We start from the raw sequence: 15740 nt of genomic DNA, 5'->3' as shown, positions 1-15740 counted from the left end.
CTTCGATTGATTGGGTATCTTACGTTTCTCACGCCACGATTTGACGTTGCAAATTACAATAGGCGCTCAACAAATCCAAGATTCCGACGAGAGGCCCATGACGTCCTACCGCACGCACGCTCCCACCTATGTTCCCGAAACCCGATTCGGCATCTGGTTTCTTCGCACGCATACCTGGGAACATCACGTGCTCAGGGTGGCCATCGACGATCTGAAGCGGCTTGTCGCGGCGCCGCTGCCGACGGCGCCCGTCATCCTCGATGCGGGCTGCGGTCAGGGTAAATCGTTCCGCCTGCTGAGTGAAGCGTTCTCGCCCGGCAAGATCATCGGTATCGATTGCCACGATGACTCGCTCGAGCATGCGTCGGAAGAGGCGCATCGCTGCGCAACGCCCGTCGAACTGCATCACGCAGACTGCACGCAGATTCCGCTTGCCGATTCGAGCGTCGACATCGTGTTCTGCCATCAGACCTTTCACCATCTCGTCGATCAGGAACATGCACTGGCCGACTTTCGCCGCGTGCTGAAACCCGGCGGGCTGCTGCTGTTCGCCGAATCGACCGATGCGTACATCAAGTCATGGGTGATCCGTCTGCTGTTCCGTCACCCGATGCAGGTTCAGAAAAGCGCCGACGGCTACCTTGCGATGCTCCGCCACGCCGGGTTTGCGTTCGAACCGTGCAACGTGTCGTTTCCCTACCTGTGGTGGAGCCGCGCGAAAGACTTCGGCCTGCTCGAGCGCATCGGCCTGTATGCACCGAAGCCCGGCAAGCGTCGCGAGACGCTCGTCAACGTCGCTGCACGCAAACCTGCCTGAGCGAACAAGGCCGCCGTTTGGCGGCCCCTTCCCGACGCGTGGCGATTACGGCTTCAACGTCACGACCTCGCCGGTCAGTGCTGCCCCGGCCACGATCGCACCGGCACCGCACGTGAACTCGGTCGCGCTGGATCGCAACACGTTGCGGTAATTGCTCTTGATGCCGATGACGGCATTGCCGCCCTCCTTTCGCGCGCGCGCCTGAAGTTCGATCACGGCCGACAGGAATACATGCTGGCACGCGGCCTCGTCGCTCTTGCCGACCGAATTGGTCTTCTTGTTGGTCGCGAACGAACCGTACGACTTAATGACGCGCGGATGCGCCTGATCGCCGAAATAGAGCGCGATGCCATTGTCGAGCTTGCCTTCCTCGCTCTTCAATGCGCTTTCGATCGGATAATCGTTGATCGTGTCCCGTGCGTGTGCAACCGAGACCGCGAACATCGCGCCAAACAGCGCCAGTGCAATGCGATATTTCACATGCGCTCCCGTTATTGCGCGTTCAGTTGCACGACGTCGCCCGACACGGCGATCGCACCGGCACTGCCGCTCACGCCGCACGTATATTCGCTCGTCGAATTTGAGCGCTTGTCATGGAAACGTGTCGTCACGTTGATGACCGCATTCCCGCCATGATTCTTCGCATAGACGCGCAGACGGTTCAGCGCTTCGGCCAACGCCTGGTCGCACGTCGGCTGTTCAGCTTGCGTCCCGCGCGACACACGGACCGATTCCGAACGCGGACCGATGCTGGTCTTGACGTCCGGGTGCGGCTGCGCACCGAAATAGATCGCGACGCCGCTCGTGTCCGATGCCGTCGCCGCTGCCGGCAGAGGCAGCGAACGGACCACGGTGCCGCACCCCGTCAGCAACGATGCCGCGACCAACATGCCGGCCAGATGTCGTTTGTGCTTCATTGTTATCGTCCTCTCAGCTCAGTAAGTTCACATCAATCGCCCTTCCAGGCGTCCAACAACACACTTGCACAGCTCCCGCCGAATCCGAACGAAACCGACAGCGCCCGCTCGATTGTCCATTCGCGTGCGTCGCGAACGAGCGGCATGCCGGCGATTGCCGGGTCGGGCTCGTGGCCGACGGCCGTGCCCGCGACAAAACCGTCGCGCATCATCAGGATCGTATAGATCGCTTCATGCGCCCCGCTCGCGCCGAGCGGATGCCCCGTCATGCCTTTCGTCGACGAGAACGCCGGAACGTCGCCCCGAAATACGTCGATGAGCGCCTTCAGTTCCTCGATGTCTCCGAGCGGCGTCGATGGCGCGTGCGTATTGACGTAGTCCACACGCCGTCCGCCGCCGTCCAGCGCGCCGCGCATCGCCCGCGCGATCCCCGCCGCGTGAGGCGTCGCCATGCCGGCGCTGTCCGTGCATTGGCCGAACCCGGCGACCTCCGCGTAAATTCGCGCACCACGCGCACGCGCGTGCTCGAGCGATTCGAGCACGAGAATGCCTGCGCCGGATGCGATCACGAAGCCGTCGCGACCAAGCGCATACGGACGCGACGCGCGATCCGGCGTACTGTTGAAACTGCCGGACAACACACCCATCGCGTCGAACATCAACGTCATGTTGTCGTGCAGCGCCTCGCTCCCGCCTGCGAGCACGATGTCCTGGCAACCGGACCGGATCAATTGCGTCGCTTGCCCAATCGCGAGCGCCGCGCTCGTGCACGCGGACGACGGCGAGTACGACACGCCCTCGATGCCGAACAACTGCGCAACGCATGCCGATGCCGTGCTGCCCATCGCCTTCGGAACGACATAAGGTGGCGTCTTGTCGATACCGCGATGCTGCGCAATCGTCATCGCATCGTCGTAATCGGCCATCGATCCGATGCCCGACCCCACGATCGCGCCCGCGCGCGGCGAACGAAGCATCCCGGCATCGATGCCCGCATCGTCGAGCGCCGACGCAGCCGCATGCGCCGCAAAGCGCGCCGTGTCGCCCATGAACCGTTCGTGCTTGCGCGAAAACCGCGCCGCCGATGCGACCGACGCCACCCCTGCGACCTGGCTGCGAAAACCGCGTTCACGCCATGCGCTCACGTGACTCACGCCCGAGCGACCGGCTCGCAGCGCGGCCGATACTTCGTCCAGCGAATTACCGAGGCACGACACGATGCCGAGCCCGGTGACGACGACGCGCGCCGTCATCGGCCGGCCCGCCGGAAAATCAACGACGTGTTGATTCCGCCGAATGCGAAGTTGTTGCTCATCGCGAATTCCACATCGATCCGTCGCGCGTCGCCGACGATGTAGTCGAGCGGTGCACAGGCTGGATCGACTGTCTCGAGATTGAGCGTCGGTGCGTACCAGTTGCGCTTCATCATCTCGATCGTCCACCACGCCTCGAGCGCGCCGCACGCGCCCAATGTATGACCCACATAGCTTTTCAACGAGCTGATCGGCATACACTCCCCGAACACGGATGCCGTCGCGTGACTCTCCGCCACATCGCCTCGATCGGTCGACGTACCGTGCGCGTTGACGTAGCCGATCGCATCGGCATCGAGCCCCGCGTCACTCAGCGCGAGACGCATGGCGACCGCCATCGTCTCGGCCGTCGGCTGGGTAATATGTGCACCGTCGGAATTGCAGCCGAAGCCGACGATCTCCGCATGGATCGTCGCGCCGCGTGCGATCGCGTGCTCGTACTCCTCGAGCACCAGCGTCGCCGCACCTTCGCCGACAACCAGGCCGTCACGATCGGCGTCGAACGGGCGCGGCGTCAGGTTCGCGTTATCGTTGCGCGTGCTGGTCGCGTACAACGTATCGAACACCGCCACCGCCGGGCCCGACAATTCTTCTGCGCCGCCCGCCAGCATCAGCGTCTGCTTGCCCGTCGCGATCGCCTCGTAGGCATAGCCGATCGCCTGGCTGCCGGACGCGCAGGCGGACGACGTCGGCACGATCCGGCCTTTCAGGTCCCAGAACAAACTGACGTTGACCGCCGTCGTGTGCGGCATCATCTGCACGTAACTGTTCGATGTGACGTCCCGCATCGAACCCGTCTCGATCATCGTGCCGAACGCCCGGATCGGTTCGACCGATCCCGACGACGACCCGTACGCGACGCCCATCCGGCCGTCCCGGATCGACGGATCGTCGGTCAGCCCCGCATCCGCCAGTGCGAGCTCGCTCGCTCGCACCGCGTACATCGAAACCGGCCCCATCGAACGCGTCTTCTTGCGCGGATACGTGCCCGGCAACTCGAAGGCCGGCAACGGACACGCGAGCCGCGTATGCAGCGCTTCGTAGCAATCCCATTCCGGCATGCGCCGTACCGCATTGCGCCCGTCGCGCAAGCGCGCCTCGATTTCCGGCCAGCTTTGGCCGAAGGCGGTCACGCCACCCATCCCCGTCACGACCACTCGCTTCATCACACCATCCCGCCGTTGACGCCGATCACTTGCCGGGTGACGTAGGTCGCCGCATCCGACATCAGGAAGCCGACTACCGCCGCGACTTCGTCGGGTTGACCGACGCGGCCCATCGGGACCGTCTTCAATGCGTGCTCGAGCGGCACGTCGTCGAGCATGCCGGTGTCAACCAGCCCCGGAGCAACGCAATTGACCGTGATCTTGCGCGATGCCAGTTCGACCGCCAGCGCCTTGGTCGCGCCGATCAGGCCCGCCTTCGCGGCGCTGTAGTTGACCTGGCCGCGATTGCCCATCACGCCCGACACGGACGCGATCGTCACGATGCGTCCGCCGCTACGCAGGCGCACCATCGGCATGGTCAGCGGATGAACGATGTTATAGAACCCGTCCAGCCCGGTTTCGATCACGACGTCCCAGTCCTCTTCGGACAACGCCGGAAATGCACCGTCCCGCGTCACGCCTGCGTTGCAGACGATCCCGTAGTACGCGCCGTTCGCTTCGACGTCGGCCTCCAGCTCACGCCGGCACGCCGCACGATCGCGCACGTCGAACTGCAACACGCTGGCCGTGCCGCCCTGCGCGCGAATCGTCGCGGCGACCGCTTCCGCTGCCTCGCGCCCGGTGCGGCAATGAACCGTCACGGCGAAGCCGTCGGACGCCACGCGCAGTGCCACGGCGCGGCCGATGCCGCGGCTCGCCCCTGTCACGAGAACTCGCCGAGTCATGAATTGAAGCTCCCTTCGATAAAAGATTGGAAATCGTTCGGTTGGTACACCTTGACGACGGCTTCCGCGCAACACTGACCTTCGGCATGAATCGCGCATTCGTATGCGCCATGCCCCTCGTCGCCGCGCAGCAGTTCCCGCGCGACGATGCGCAGCACCGTGTCCGCGCCGAACGTCGTGCGATGCGCGACATAGCGGTTGGCCCCGAGCAGCACGCCCGGCTTCGCGCGGCCGCCCGCATGTGCCGCGAGCAGGCCGACGTGCGCGGCGATCGCCTGCGCCATCAGCTCGATGCCGATCCACGCCGGCATCGCCCCGCTGCCGTCGGCATACCACGCATCGCGGCGCACGGTCGCGCTCACTTCGATGCCGGTTTCCGAGCAGCGCTCGATCGCATCGAGCAGCAGCATCGTGCCGCGATGCGGCAATACGTCCGGCACGTTCCCGACCGGGATATCCGCACCGCCGTGCAACGCGTCGATCAAAGGTTCGGCATGCATGTCAGGCTCCCAGAATCAGGCTGGCGTTGCTGCCGCCGAAAGCGAACGAATTGCTCATTACATAGCGCCCTGTTGCATCGCCCGCGAGGCGGCGCTCGCTGTGGACGAGATCGAGTTTCGGCAGCGCCGGATCGTGCTCACCGTCCCAGACGTGCGTCGGCAGCGGGATCCCGCGGGCCAGCGTCAGCCAGCCGAATCCGAGTTCGGTCGCGCCAGCCGCGCCAAGCATGTGCCCCGTCAGCGGCTTGGTCCCGCTCGCCGGCACGCCGTGCGGAAACACCCGCGCCGTCACGTTCGCTTCCATTTCGTCGTTCAGGCGCGTCGCCGTCGCGTGCAGGTTCACATAGCCGATCGCGGACGAAGTCACGCCGGCGTCCGCGAGCGCGGCGCGCAGCGCGTCCTCCGCGCCATATCCCGCCGGGTCCGGCGCCGAGATGTGATGCGCATCGCTCGACTCGCCAACGCCGGCCAGCCGGACCGCGGCTTCATCGCGGCACATCACGAACAGCGCGGCACCTTCGCCGATATTGATGCCGTTCCGGTTCCGGCTCATCGGATTGGTCCGCCCCTGGCTGACCGATTCGAGCGAGGCGAAGCCCTGCAACGTCAGCTCGCACAGCGAATCCGCCCCGCCGACGACGACCGCGTCGCACAGCCTCAACTGCAACAGGCGGCGCGCGGCCGCAAATGCCTTCGCGCTCGACGTGCAGGCTGTCGACAGCGTGTAGGCCGGCCCGGCCACACCCAGCGCCGCACGCACGAACGGCGCCGCCGTGCCGATTTCCATCTGCCGATAATCGAATCCGGCCGGCATCGCGCCCGTTGCGGCACGCTGTGCGAGTGCCTGCTCTGCGGCCTGGATCCCGGACGTACTCGTGCCGATCACGACGCCAACCCGGCGCGGGCCGTAACGCGCGATCGCCGCGTCGACGCAGGATCCGATCTGCGCCAGCGCCGCAAGCAGCAGGCGATTGTTCCTGCAATCGAAATGCGCGAGGGATTCGGGCGGCGCGACATCGAGTGCCGACCACACGCGCCCGACCCAGCCGCCGGCGGGAACATCGGTGCGCGGCGCCATGCCCGGTGCGATGCCGGCGCACAATGCGTCGACGATTTCGTCCGTGGTTGCGCCAAGCGCGTTGATCATGCCGGGTGCCGACAGATAAACCGGCGCCTGTTTCGAATTCATGCGCAACACTCCTTCGTGGACGGCGTGGCAAGCGGCGCGAACAGCACCGAAAACACGATGCCCATCGCGAGGGTCGTGCCGAAGCTGCGCAGCGCGGGCATCGCGCTCGCTCCGAGCATCCCGAACGACAGCAACGTCGTGGCCGCCGACAGCAGCACGCCGGTCCACACTGCGCCGATGCCGGCACTGTCTCGCATGCAGCCTTCGCGGAGGAACACCGCGTAGTTGGCGCCCACGCCGAGTACCAGCATCAGCGCGAGCCAATTGAACAGCGTAAGCGGCACCCGTGCATAGCCGAACGCCGCAAGCGTCAACGCAATGGCGAACACGACCGGCAACGTCGTTGCGATGCCGCCGCGCACGCCGTAGCGCCACATCAGCAGTCCGGTGACCACGACGAGCGCGCCAGCCAGCCACAAGCCGCTGTCGACCCGATAGGCACCGAACAGGCTCGACACACTCGATGCCTTGTCTACCCACGATACGCCCGGCAGCGTGCGCGCGACGGCGGCGAAAGTTTCGGCGTTCGACGCATCGACCCGCTCGGGAATCGCTAGCGCCGCATCGACGGGACCGGCGCCGCCCTCGATTCGTCCGAGCCACAAATAGCGGAACGGCGCCGACCAGCGTGCCGCCAGCCACGTGTCGATGGAGAGCGTCTCCGGGGCATTGCGGGAATACGCGTTGATCCACGCGTCGACCGCTTCATCGCGGAAGCCCGCGTGCGCCAGCGTCCCGCGCAGTGCGGCGGTATCGGCAAACACGTGCGTGTCCAGCACCGCACGGTCATGCGCCTGCTGCTTGGCCGACGGCACGAACGTCGTGATCGACTGGACACGGCCGACCCGCTGCTGATCGAGCGACCCGATCAGTGCCTCGGAACGCTCGAGCACCTCCTCCGGCGTCGCGCCCTGAACGACAAAGAACTGTGCCGTGTTCGCCAGCCCGACCGCCGCGCGGATATTGTTCTCCTGCCGCGCGAGGTCCGCATCGCGCTGGATCAGCAGATGAATGTCGTCGTCGCTCTTCAAGAGGGACCAACCCGGGATCGCAACCAGCGCAACCAGCATGGCAGCGATCAGGGCGCGCCGACCGGCCAGCAGCGATTGCCATCCGCGCAGCAGGCGGGCCGCGCACGCGAAAACACCGGACGGCACGCGCCGTGGCTCCTTCGTCAGCATGAGCGGCAAAAAGCCGGTGACGGCCGCGAACGCGCTGAGGATTCCGACGATTGCAAAGCACGCGATCTGCTTGAGCGCGGGGAACGGCACCCACATCAGGATCGCGTAACCCAGCAGACTGGTCGCCAGCGCCACCATGAGTGCCGGCCTGACCGCCGCCGCACCGCGACGCGCGTCCCATTGCCGCCCCGCGGAGAGATACGCGACGAAGTACTGGATCGAATAATCGACGGCTTCGCCGATCAGACTCACACCGAACACCAGCGTCAACAGGTGCAGCTTGCCGAATACGAGCAGCGTTGCCGCCAGCGCGCACACGATGCCGAATGCCGTCGACGCGAACGCGAGCACCAGCAGGCGCGGCGAACGGAATACGCTCATGAGCAGCAGCGCGATGCCGCCCAGCGATACCGCGCCGATCACGTGTACGTCACGCTCGGCGCTGGCACGCGCTGCTTCCGCATGAAAGACCGCGCCGGCGCGGTCGATGCGAACGCCCCGAAACTCGGCCGCGAGCGCATGTTCCGCATCGTCCGTCGCGACGCGCACGGCGTGCTGGATCTTCGATTCGTAAGCCGAGCCCGGCAACGACGTCATCACGAGGACGCCAGTTGCGCCATCGCGATGCGACACCAGCATGCCATCCTCGAGAGACAGATTGGACGCCGCGAGCGGCAGCTCGCCGAGCCAGTGCTGTAACCAGCCGAACGGGTCGTCCGCCACGGCGGTCTGCAAGCCGTCCACGGGCGGTGCATAGAGACGCCGGACCAATCGTTCGTCGAGCGTGGCCCCGCCTTGCTCGAGCGACCGGCGATCCGCATCCGTCAGCAGACCGAAACGGGCCGGCATGTAGGTAGCCGAGATGTCCGACAGATTGAATGGCGGCACCTCGACCGTCACCGAACGAAACGCTCCGCTGGCGTCGAGCCGCGCACCGAACTGCTTCGCGGCGGCCTTGGCGCGGGCGGCGTCCGGGTCGGTCACCAGGTAGACGGTGCGGTTGCCGAGCGCATCTCCGAGCATGTCGACCGCTCGCTCGGCAACCGGGTTTGCCTCGGTAGCCGGCAGCAACGCGAGCAGGTTCGTCTGCAGCGGCGCGGCCCCGCTCGAGAAGCGCCATAGAATGTACGCAGCCGCCACGAGCGCAACGAGCAGCCATGCAGCACACAGTCCGCGCCGCCGTGCGCGTTCGCCCGATGCGTCGACGACATCACGCGCCGCATCCATCACCGGGCCTCCAGCCACGTGCGCTCGACCGGCGCGGGTGCGTCGACCGGCGTCGGCCGAGTGAACTCCAGCGATGTCACATTGCCGTTCGCAAAAGTCAAGTCGAGCCGGCCGAGATAGGTGCCTCCGCTCATTTCGAGCACACGAATCGCCTGGGCGAGCTGCGGCTGATTCGGCCGCAGCACCATCCGCCACCGTTCCGGCGTTCCGCTCGCATCGACGTCGAATTGCGCGTACAGCGCCGACAGGTCACCCCCGAGCATGTCGCGCATCATGCGTGACACTTGCGCGACGCCGCGGCCGCCGCCGGGCGCGACGAGGTGCCCGTCCGCGCCGACCTCGCGCACGCCGCTATCGGTGATCACGTAAGTAGCCTTGTAAGGCGTCTCGATTCGCCAGACGACGCCCGACCTGCGATCGAACAACAGCGATCCAGTGCTGACGAGCGGCTGCTTCATCGCCGACAGCGTCTGAGTTTGCCGAAAATCCGTGCGAATCGCGCCAACGCGCGCGAGCCGCGCCGCAACGTCGGACACGAGCGCGGCATTCGACGGCCGCGACGCCGCAACCGGCGCCGGGGCGGCCAGCACAGTGCCGCCGGAGAGCGTCATGCATACGGTCAGCGTCACCGCCGCAAACCGTCGGTAGTGCGAATTCAGGCCCATTGTGCGTGCACCTTTTCGATCAGGGTCGGCGGCGACACGAACTGCAGTTCGCGCGTCGCCGCATCGACCGCCAGTTGCACCGTATACCCCTTCGTCAAGCGCTCGCCGGACGCCGCGTCGACGATTTCGTACCCGATCTTCAGCCGGTTCTCGAATTCGAGCAGCGTCGCGCGCACGTCGAGCTGCTGACTGTAATGGGCCGGACGAACGTACTTCAGATGCGCCTCCACCACCGGCCACATATAGCCCGACGCCAGCATCGCGGGATAGTCGTAGTCGATCATGCGCAGCAACGCAGCACGGCTGCTCTCGAAGTACTTCAGGTAATGACCGTGCCAGCAGACGTTCATGGCATCGACGTCGTGAAACAGGACCTCGACACGGGCCGTCGCGGTCAGCGGCGGACGAGATGCGTTCATGCCGCCTCCCCGTGCCGGATTCCGGCGTACGCGCCGCCGATCGCCTCGCACGCGGCAAGGCGCGCGGTCAGCGCGCGCAACTCGGCTTCGAGCGGCCGGTCCTCGACCACCAGCGGCGATTGACGATCCACATCGTCGACGAACGCGCGAAGCGCGGCCGAAAGTTGCGTCTGCTGATTATCGCGAAGTCGCAGCCGGGTAGCCTGCACGGTCGCGAGCACATGCGCCGCGGCAACCTGTTCGGTCAAGGTCAGAACGCGCAGGCAATCGCGCGCAGCAATCGTCCCCATGCTGACCTTGTCCTGATTGTGCGACTCCGTCGAGCGGGAGAACACGCTCGCCGGCATCGTGAGCTTCAGCGCCTCCGCCGTCCACGCGGAAGACGAGATCTGCACGGCCTTGAATCCATGGTTGATTGCCGCGCGTTCCGGCCCGGCGCCTGTCAGGTTGCGCGGGAGTCCGTTGCTGAACTTGTCGTCGACCAGCAGCGCAAGCTGGCGGTCCATCAGGTCCGCGAGGTTGGCCACCGCGGTCTTCAGCGCATCCATCGCGAACGCGATATGACCGCCGTAGAAATTGCCGCCATGCAGTACGCACCCTTCGTCCGGGTCGATCAGCGGATTGTCGTTCGCACTGTTCAGCTCGTTCTCGATATCGCGGCGCATCCACGACAATGCGTCGCGCGCCACGCCGATCACGTGCGGTGCGCAACGTACCGAATAGCGATCCTGCAACCGGCGTCCGGGCAATTCGTCGCGCCCGACCAGGTCGGCGCGGATCCACGCTGCCGCCTCCGCCTGCCCCGCGTGGGGTTTCGCGTCGAACAGCCGCGCATCGAAGTGCCCGGCCCGGCCGTCGAGCGCGACGGTGGTCAATGCCGTCAGGCGAGCCGCCACACGTGTCAGGTAGTCGGCGCGCGCAAACGCGAGACAGGCCAGCCCGGTCATGACCGCCGTGCCGTTCATCAACGCCAGTCCTTCCTTCGGCGCGAGCGTCAGCGGCATGCGATCGATCGCATGCCATACCTCCCGCGCGTCCCGCTCGGCGCCGTCGAACACGACGGTGCGCTCGCCGACCAGCGCCGCGGCTACGTAGGACAGCGGTGTCAGGTCGCCGCTCGCGCCGACCGAGCCTTCCGATGGAATACGTGGCAGGATGCGGTGATTCACCATGTCGGCCAGCCGTTCCAGCAACGTGAACCGCACGCCCGAGTAGCCGAAGGCGAGCGAGTTGAGCCGGGCGACGATGATGGACAACGTTTGCGTCGCATCGAACCAGTCACCCATGCCGCACCCGTGATAGCGGGTCAGCTGCAGCGGCAGCGCTTCGACGAGCGACGGCGGCACCTCTACCACGCAGGCGTCGCCATATCCGGTGGTCACGCCATACAGCGTGCCGCCATTCGCGAGATAGGCGCGCAGCCAGGTCGCACCGCGCTCGATCCGCGCGCGCCATTCGGGTCCCGCGTTCAGTGCGACGGGCGCACCGTCGCGGGCGATCGCGACGACGTCCTCGATCGTCAGATGGCGGCCTCCGACCACCACGGCCGGCCGATTCGGATCCGCGGCGGTGCATGCCGCGACGTCGTTCATGTCATGCTCCGCCACGCGGACCTCCATCGGGCCGCGCCCAGAAATCGAAGAAGTTGAACCATTGGTAGGGAGCCTTGCGGCAGTAATGTTCGAGCCGCGCGGCGTAGCGCTGCGCCCATGCCGCGACGTGTTCGGCGCGCTCACGGCGCGGTAGCTCGATCCGGTCGGCGAACGGCTCGAAATAGAGGCGGTAGCCGTGCGCCTCCTTCAGGCAGAAGAACAGGTAGACAGGACAACCAAGGGCGTGGGCGAGGATATACGGGCCCTGCGCGAACGGCGCAGTCGCGTCGAGAAAACGGGCGTCGACCGTTTTACCGGAATCATGCGGCGGCACGCGGTCGCCGACGATCACGAGCAACTCGCCCGCGTCGATGCGCGACTGCATCATCATTGCCGTATCCGGTCCGAAGTTCGACACCTCGACGAGCTGTTTGCCAAATTCCCGGTTCGCGCCGGCAAGCACGCCGGTAAAACGCTTCGCATGCTCGGTGTAGACGATCGCCGTCACCTTCGTGTGTGCGTCGCGCAGCGCAAGCGCCCGTGTCATTTCCAGGTTGCCCAGATGCGCGCCGATCACGAGTGCGCCGCGCCCGCTCGCCGCGAGCGCATCGAACGCGGACGAATCGTCGAAACGCACGTCGAGCTCGTCGAGACGGCCGGACCACGCGACGAACTTGTCGAATCCTGCCTGTGCAAAGGCAAGCATGTGCCGGTAAGCACTGCGCCATCCCGGCTTCGGCACGGCCGCCGCCTCCGCATCGCGCAGGCGCGCGATATACGCATGCGACGCGGTGCGCGCCGTACGATTCGTCAGCACGAAATAGCCGACGATGGGATGCAGCCAGAACGACGTGAAGCCCTTGCCGAACCAGCGGCAGCTGAGCGCCAGCAACGCCATGCCGATCCGGCTGCCGCGCTCCGGCATACGCCACCATGCGCGCGGGCGGCTCGTCGGCGCCGCGCCGCGCCGCCCGACCAGACGGCGTGTCAGCAGCATCGGCGCGCGGGCGAGCATCCCCACGACGAGCCGTGTGTGGCTCAGGCTGATGCGCACGTTGTCGCGCCAGACATCGAAATGGGACACTCCGTCGACCGGGTAGATGACGCGCGTCGGAACCGTCCTGAACGCGAGGCCGCGCCAGTGGAGACGGACCAGGATTTCGCTGTCGAAAGCCATCCGCGTCGGCATCGATACCGCGTCGATCAGTTCGCAGACGACGTCGACCGGATAAAGACGAAACCCGCACATCGCATCGGGAATGTCCAGCGACAGGGTTTCGATCCACACCCATGCATGGGTGAGGTAGCGGCCGTACAGGCGCGCCTTCGGGACGCTGTCGTCGAAACGCGGCCGGCCGAGAATCACGGCGTCCGGCTCGGCCTGCGCGGCCGCCACGAACTTCGGCACATCGGCCGCGTCGTGCTGGCCATCGGCATCGATCTGAATCGCGTGCCGATAGCCCCGGGCGCGCGCGGCGCGCAATCCTTCCATGACCGCCGCACCCTTTCCGCCGTTGACCGGCAACCGCAGCAGCGTCACGAGGCCCGCGTAGCGCGTCGCCAGCGTGGCCAGCACCTGTTGCGTCGGCTCATCGCTGCCGTCGTCGATCACCAGGATCGGCAGGCCGTGCACGGCGAGGCGCGCCAGCGTGCCGCCGATCGCGGCGCGATGGTTGTAGATCGGAATGACGATGCAGGTGTCGCTCATCGGGCAGCCGTGCCATAGACCAGAACGCCCGATGTGCATTCGCGGTCGCCGCAACGGAACGCGAAGCGCGTGGATCCGCGTACACGGTCATGCGCGATGCGCAGCGACAGCACAGCGCCCGGCGGCACCGGTGCCTTGAACTTCAGGTGTTCGACGGAACGGATTTCGCGCACGGTCGGCATCTCGCGGCCAGCCAGGCGCGCAGCCCAGTCGATTTGCACGACTCCGGGCAGGATCGGCAGCCCCGGAAAATGACCGTCGAAATGCGCGAGCGTGGGCGGCACGCGCAACTCGTAATGCAACGCGTCGTCGCTGCGCCATGACGCGAGCAGTTCAAAGCCCTCCGGCGTAGCCGTGAATGCGGCCGCCAGCGCGGCGGCGGGCAACTTGCCGCGTGCATCGAAGGGCATCGCGTGCAGGAACCGCCAGTAGCGCGGTAATGCGGCCGCGTCGAAATATGCACCGAGCGCGCGCCGCAAGGTCGTGGCAACGGCAACCCGTCCATCCGCCGCCAGCGCATCGCGCCCCGCCGCGGTCAATACCGCCACGATGCCGACGTGCGCGCGCGTCGTGCCGTCGACCACCACGGCCGCCGCTTGCTCGACGTATGCATGCGCGAGTATCTGCGCCTCGAGCTCCGGCAGCGACACGCGCTTGCCGTCCAGCTTGACGACGCGATCGCGTCGTCCTGCGAGTGCAAAGCGACCGTTCGTGTCGAATCGTGCGGTGTCGTCAGTGCGGTGCCAGCGATCGTGGCCGAGATGGGCGGAGCGAACGCACAGCACGCCATCGTCATCGCAGCGCACGTCGACGCCGGTCAGCGGCTGCCACGCGTGTGCGACGTCCTGGCGACGCCATGCAATGCCACCGGTTTCGGTGCTGCCAAATATCTCGAACGGCGCAGCGCCGAATGCGTTCGAATAGGCCGTAGCCGCATCGGCCGGCAACGGGCCGCCCGACGAGAAGAACGCGCACGGCATGGGCGCCCGCATCGGAAAACCGGGCAACGCCGGCCAGCGCATCAGTTGCGACGGCGTGGAGACCACGACACCGCCACCGTATTCGGCCAGCCGCTGCTGCAGTTGCAGCGGTTCAAGCACCGTCATCCGGTCAAACGCACGGCCGGCCGCCAGCGGCCAAAGGATCCTGAAGAGCAGTCCGTAGATGTGGTGATGCGGTACGCTCGACAGTGTCACTGCCGCGCCTGTCCGGTCGCCCCATTCGCGCTGCAACGTGTGCACTTCGGCATCGAGCTGCGCGAGCGACTTTCGCACCGGCTTCGCAGTGCCGCTGCTGCCCGACGTGTAAAGCGTCACCGCTGCGACAGCATCGATCGGACGAGTGAAGCGTGCAGATCCGGCATCCGTGTCGTGCCCGCACGCGGCCAGTGCCGGCGCATCCAGCACGAGGTCGTATGCATGCGCCAGTGCATCAAGATAGCCGGGTGCGCTGCTGGCTGGAATCACGACTTCCCCGTGCGCCGCCGCAACCGCAAACAATGAACACGCGAACTCGTACGGATCATCCGTGCAGATCGCGACGCGTCGCGCGCCGCTCGCTTCCACCACCCTCGCAATCGCGCCGGCGCGAGTGCGCAGATCACCCAGCGTCAGCACCTCGGCGCCATCGCGACAAACCGCCACTCCGCTATCCGCTTCGGCACACAGGATCTCGTGCAGCGCAATCATGCGACACCCGTTCGCTTTCGCGCGACGGCGATGAAGCGCCTGCGCCACAGCCACTCGCCTGCTATCAACGCACCGATCAGCACATACGCGATCAGCCCGTTGTAAAGCGCCCATCCCGCACGGCTCCAGTACAGCGCCGTATAAACCGAAAAACTGCCGTTTACGATAAAGAACGCGCACCACACCTGTGTGACGCGCCGCGTGTACCGGACGATTTCCAGACTCGGCTCGGGATAAGTCAGTCGTGCGAATTTTTCGATCATGGTCGGACCGTGCCGCAGCGTCGCGCCGAACGCGACCAACAAGCCGACACTCACGCATGCCGGGTAGAGATGAAGAAGTCGTTCGCTATCGGTCACGGCAATCGCGGCCGACAACACGGTCAATGCACCGGCCACGCCCCAGTCGAGTAGCGTGAGGCGTTTGAGCGCCTTCGCCAGCGTGCCTTTGCCGACCGTGCGCTGCAGCCACAGCAATGCGATCAACAGGCAACCGACGTAACGCGGCGACATGCTCTGCCACGCAAACAGGATGACGAGCGGATAGGCAAGGACCAGTGCAGCCCTGGTCGCGACACCTGCCCAGCGCGGCAGGACCGTGCCCGTAGTAGCCCGCATGCCCGTCACCACCATC

General features: G+C 66.1%; 15 protein-coding genes. 1 reads left to right on the top strand and 14 read right to left on the bottom strand.

Features of this window, described 5'->3' with window-relative positions; all coding sequences use genetic code 11:
• Positions 1–97 precede the first annotated feature (97 nt).
• Complete coding sequence (locus tag HWX22_RS01045; RefSeq protein ID WP_175914862.1) at positions 98–817, top strand: class I SAM-dependent methyltransferase; 720 nt, start codon at positions 98–100, stop codon at positions 815–817.
• 45 nt (positions 818–862) lie between these two features.
• Here the strand turns inward: HWX22_RS01045 and HWX22_RS01040 are convergent, their stop codons facing one another.
• Genes HWX22_RS01040 through HWX22_RS00975 form a run of 14 tightly spaced genes read right to left on the bottom strand, consistent with a single transcriptional unit; the run spans position 863 to position 15739 of the window.
• Complete coding sequence (locus HWX22_RS01040; RefSeq protein WP_059819644.1) at positions 863–1261, bottom strand: hypothetical protein; 399 nt, start codon at positions 1259–1261, stop codon at positions 863–865.
• A 47-nt stretch (positions 1262–1308) separates the two neighbouring features.
• Positions 1309–1734 carry a hypothetical protein gene (locus tag HWX22_RS01035; protein WP_059818951.1) on the bottom strand — a complete coding sequence of 142 codons (426 nt, stop codon included), beginning with the start codon at positions 1732–1734 and terminating at the stop codon, positions 1309–1311.
• Positions 1735–1766: 32 nt separating this feature from the next.
• Positions 1767–2987 (bottom strand): beta-ketoacyl synthase N-terminal-like domain-containing protein, encoded by a 1221-nt coding sequence (locus HWX22_RS01030; protein ID WP_175914861.1) that lies wholly within the window; start codon positions 2985–2987, stop codon positions 1767–1769.
• Positions 2984–4213 carry a beta-ketoacyl-ACP synthase gene (locus tag HWX22_RS01025; RefSeq protein WP_175914860.1) on the bottom strand — a complete coding sequence of 410 codons (1230 nt, stop codon included), beginning with the start codon at positions 4211–4213 and terminating at the stop codon, positions 2984–2986. The genes HWX22_RS01030 and HWX22_RS01025 overlap by 4 nt, the downstream gene beginning before the upstream one ends.
• A complete protein-coding gene (locus HWX22_RS01020) occupies positions 4213–4938 on the bottom strand; it encodes a 3-ketoacyl-ACP reductase FabG2 (RefSeq protein WP_059525124.1) in 726 nt (241 codons plus the stop codon). The genes HWX22_RS01025 and HWX22_RS01020 overlap by 1 nt, the downstream gene beginning before the upstream one ends.
• The gene (locus HWX22_RS01015; protein ID WP_059525123.1) at positions 4935–5438 is read right to left on the bottom strand and encodes a hotdog family protein; all 504 of its coding nucleotides are present in this window, start codon (positions 5436–5438) and stop codon (positions 4935–4937) included. The genes HWX22_RS01020 and HWX22_RS01015 overlap by 4 nt, the downstream gene beginning before the upstream one ends.
• Position 5439: 1 nt before the next feature.
• A complete protein-coding gene (locus tag HWX22_RS01010) occupies positions 5440–6627 on the bottom strand; it encodes a beta-ketoacyl-[acyl-carrier-protein] synthase family protein (RefSeq protein WP_175914859.1) in 1188 nt (395 codons plus the stop codon).
• Positions 6624–9035, bottom strand: coding sequence for an MMPL family transporter (locus tag HWX22_RS01005; RefSeq protein ID WP_175914858.1), 2412 nt, complete (start codon positions 9033–9035; stop codon positions 6624–6626). Before HWX22_RS01005 ends, HWX22_RS01010 begins: the two co-directional genes overlap by 4 nt.
• Positions 9035–9700 (bottom strand): outer membrane lipoprotein carrier protein LolA, encoded by a 666-nt coding sequence (locus HWX22_RS01000; RefSeq protein ID WP_175914857.1) that lies wholly within the window; start codon positions 9698–9700, stop codon positions 9035–9037. Before HWX22_RS01000 ends, HWX22_RS01005 begins: the two co-directional genes overlap by 1 nt.
• On the bottom strand, positions 9691–10119 hold the full coding sequence (locus HWX22_RS00995; protein ID WP_059818946.1) for a thioesterase family protein: 429 nt from the start codon (positions 10117–10119) through the stop codon (positions 9691–9693). Before HWX22_RS00995 ends, HWX22_RS01000 begins: the two co-directional genes overlap by 10 nt.
• On the bottom strand, positions 10116–11726 hold the full coding sequence (locus HWX22_RS00990; RefSeq protein WP_175914950.1) for an aromatic amino acid ammonia-lyase: 1611 nt from the start codon (positions 11724–11726) through the stop codon (positions 10116–10118). The genes HWX22_RS00995 and HWX22_RS00990 overlap by 4 nt, the downstream gene beginning before the upstream one ends.
• Complete coding sequence (locus HWX22_RS00985) at positions 11713–13419, bottom strand: glycosyltransferase family 2 protein (protein WP_175914856.1); 1707 nt, start codon at positions 13417–13419, stop codon at positions 11713–11715. The genes HWX22_RS00990 and HWX22_RS00985 overlap by 14 nt, the downstream gene beginning before the upstream one ends.
• The gene (locus HWX22_RS00980) at positions 13416–15107 is read right to left on the bottom strand and encodes an AMP-binding protein (protein ID WP_175914949.1); all 1692 of its coding nucleotides are present in this window, start codon (positions 15105–15107) and stop codon (positions 13416–13418) included. Before HWX22_RS00980 ends, HWX22_RS00985 begins: the two co-directional genes overlap by 4 nt.
• On the bottom strand, positions 15104–15739 hold the full coding sequence (locus HWX22_RS00975; protein ID WP_175914948.1) for a hypothetical protein: 636 nt from the start codon (positions 15737–15739) through the stop codon (positions 15104–15106). The genes HWX22_RS00980 and HWX22_RS00975 overlap by 4 nt, the downstream gene beginning before the upstream one ends.
• Between the last annotated feature and the right edge of the window lies 1 nt (position 15740).

This window comes from Burkholderia sp. BCC1638 (assembly GCF_902833195.1).
GTDB classification, from domain to species: Bacteria; Pseudomonadota; Gammaproteobacteria; order Burkholderiales; family Burkholderiaceae; genus Burkholderia; species Burkholderia diffusa.
This window is presented reverse-complemented; position numbering and strand designations above follow the sequence as displayed.

What these genes read in the sequence shown, in the direction of transcription:
- HWX22_RS01045 (WP_175914862.1), top strand. Translation starts at nt 98, where the DNA reads ATGACGTCCTACCGCACGCACGCTCCCACCTATGTTCCCGAAACCCGA.
- HWX22_RS01040 (WP_059819644.1), bottom strand. Translation starts at nt 1,261, where the DNA reads ATGTTCGCGGTCTCGGTTGCACACGCACGGGACACGATCAACGATTAT.
- HWX22_RS01035 (WP_059818951.1), bottom strand. Translation starts at nt 1,734, where the DNA reads ATGAAGCACAAACGACATCTGGCCGGCATGTTGGTCGCGGCATCGTTG.
- HWX22_RS01030 (WP_175914861.1), bottom strand. Translation starts at nt 2,987, where the DNA reads ATGACGGCGCGCGTCGTCGTCACCGGGCTCGGCATCGTGTCGTGCCTC.
- HWX22_RS01025 (WP_175914860.1), bottom strand. Translation starts at nt 4,213, where the DNA reads ATGAAGCGAGTGGTCGTGACGGGGATGGGTGGCGTGACCGCCTTCGGC.
- HWX22_RS01020 (WP_059525124.1), bottom strand. Translation starts at nt 4,938, where the DNA reads ATGACTCGGCGAGTTCTCGTGACAGGGGCGAGCCGCGGCATCGGCCGC.
- HWX22_RS01015 (WP_059525123.1), bottom strand. Translation starts at nt 5,438, where the DNA reads ATGCATGCCGAACCTTTGATCGACGCGTTGCACGGCGGTGCGGATATC.
- HWX22_RS01010 (WP_175914859.1), bottom strand. Translation starts at nt 6,627, where the DNA reads ATGAATTCGAAACAGGCGCCGGTTTATCTGTCGGCACCCGGCATGATC.
- HWX22_RS01005 (WP_175914858.1), bottom strand. Translation starts at nt 9,035, where the DNA reads ATGGATGCGGCGCGTGATGTCGTCGACGCATCGGGCGAACGCGCACGG.
- HWX22_RS01000 (WP_175914857.1), bottom strand. Translation starts at nt 9,700, where the DNA reads ATGGGCCTGAATTCGCACTACCGACGGTTTGCGGCGGTGACGCTGACC.
- HWX22_RS00995 (WP_059818946.1), bottom strand. Translation starts at nt 10,119, where the DNA reads ATGAACGCATCTCGTCCGCCGCTGACCGCGACGGCCCGTGTCGAGGTC.
- HWX22_RS00985 (WP_175914856.1), bottom strand. Translation starts at nt 13,419, where the DNA reads ATGAGCGACACCTGCATCGTCATTCCGATCTACAACCATCGCGCCGCG.
- HWX22_RS00980 (WP_175914949.1), bottom strand. Translation starts at nt 15,107, where the DNA reads ATGATTGCGCTGCACGAGATCCTGTGTGCCGAAGCGGATAGCGGAGTG.
- HWX22_RS00975 (WP_175914948.1), bottom strand. Translation starts at nt 15,739, where the DNA reads ATGGTGGTGACGGGCATGCGGGCTACTACGGGCACGGTCCTGCCGCGC.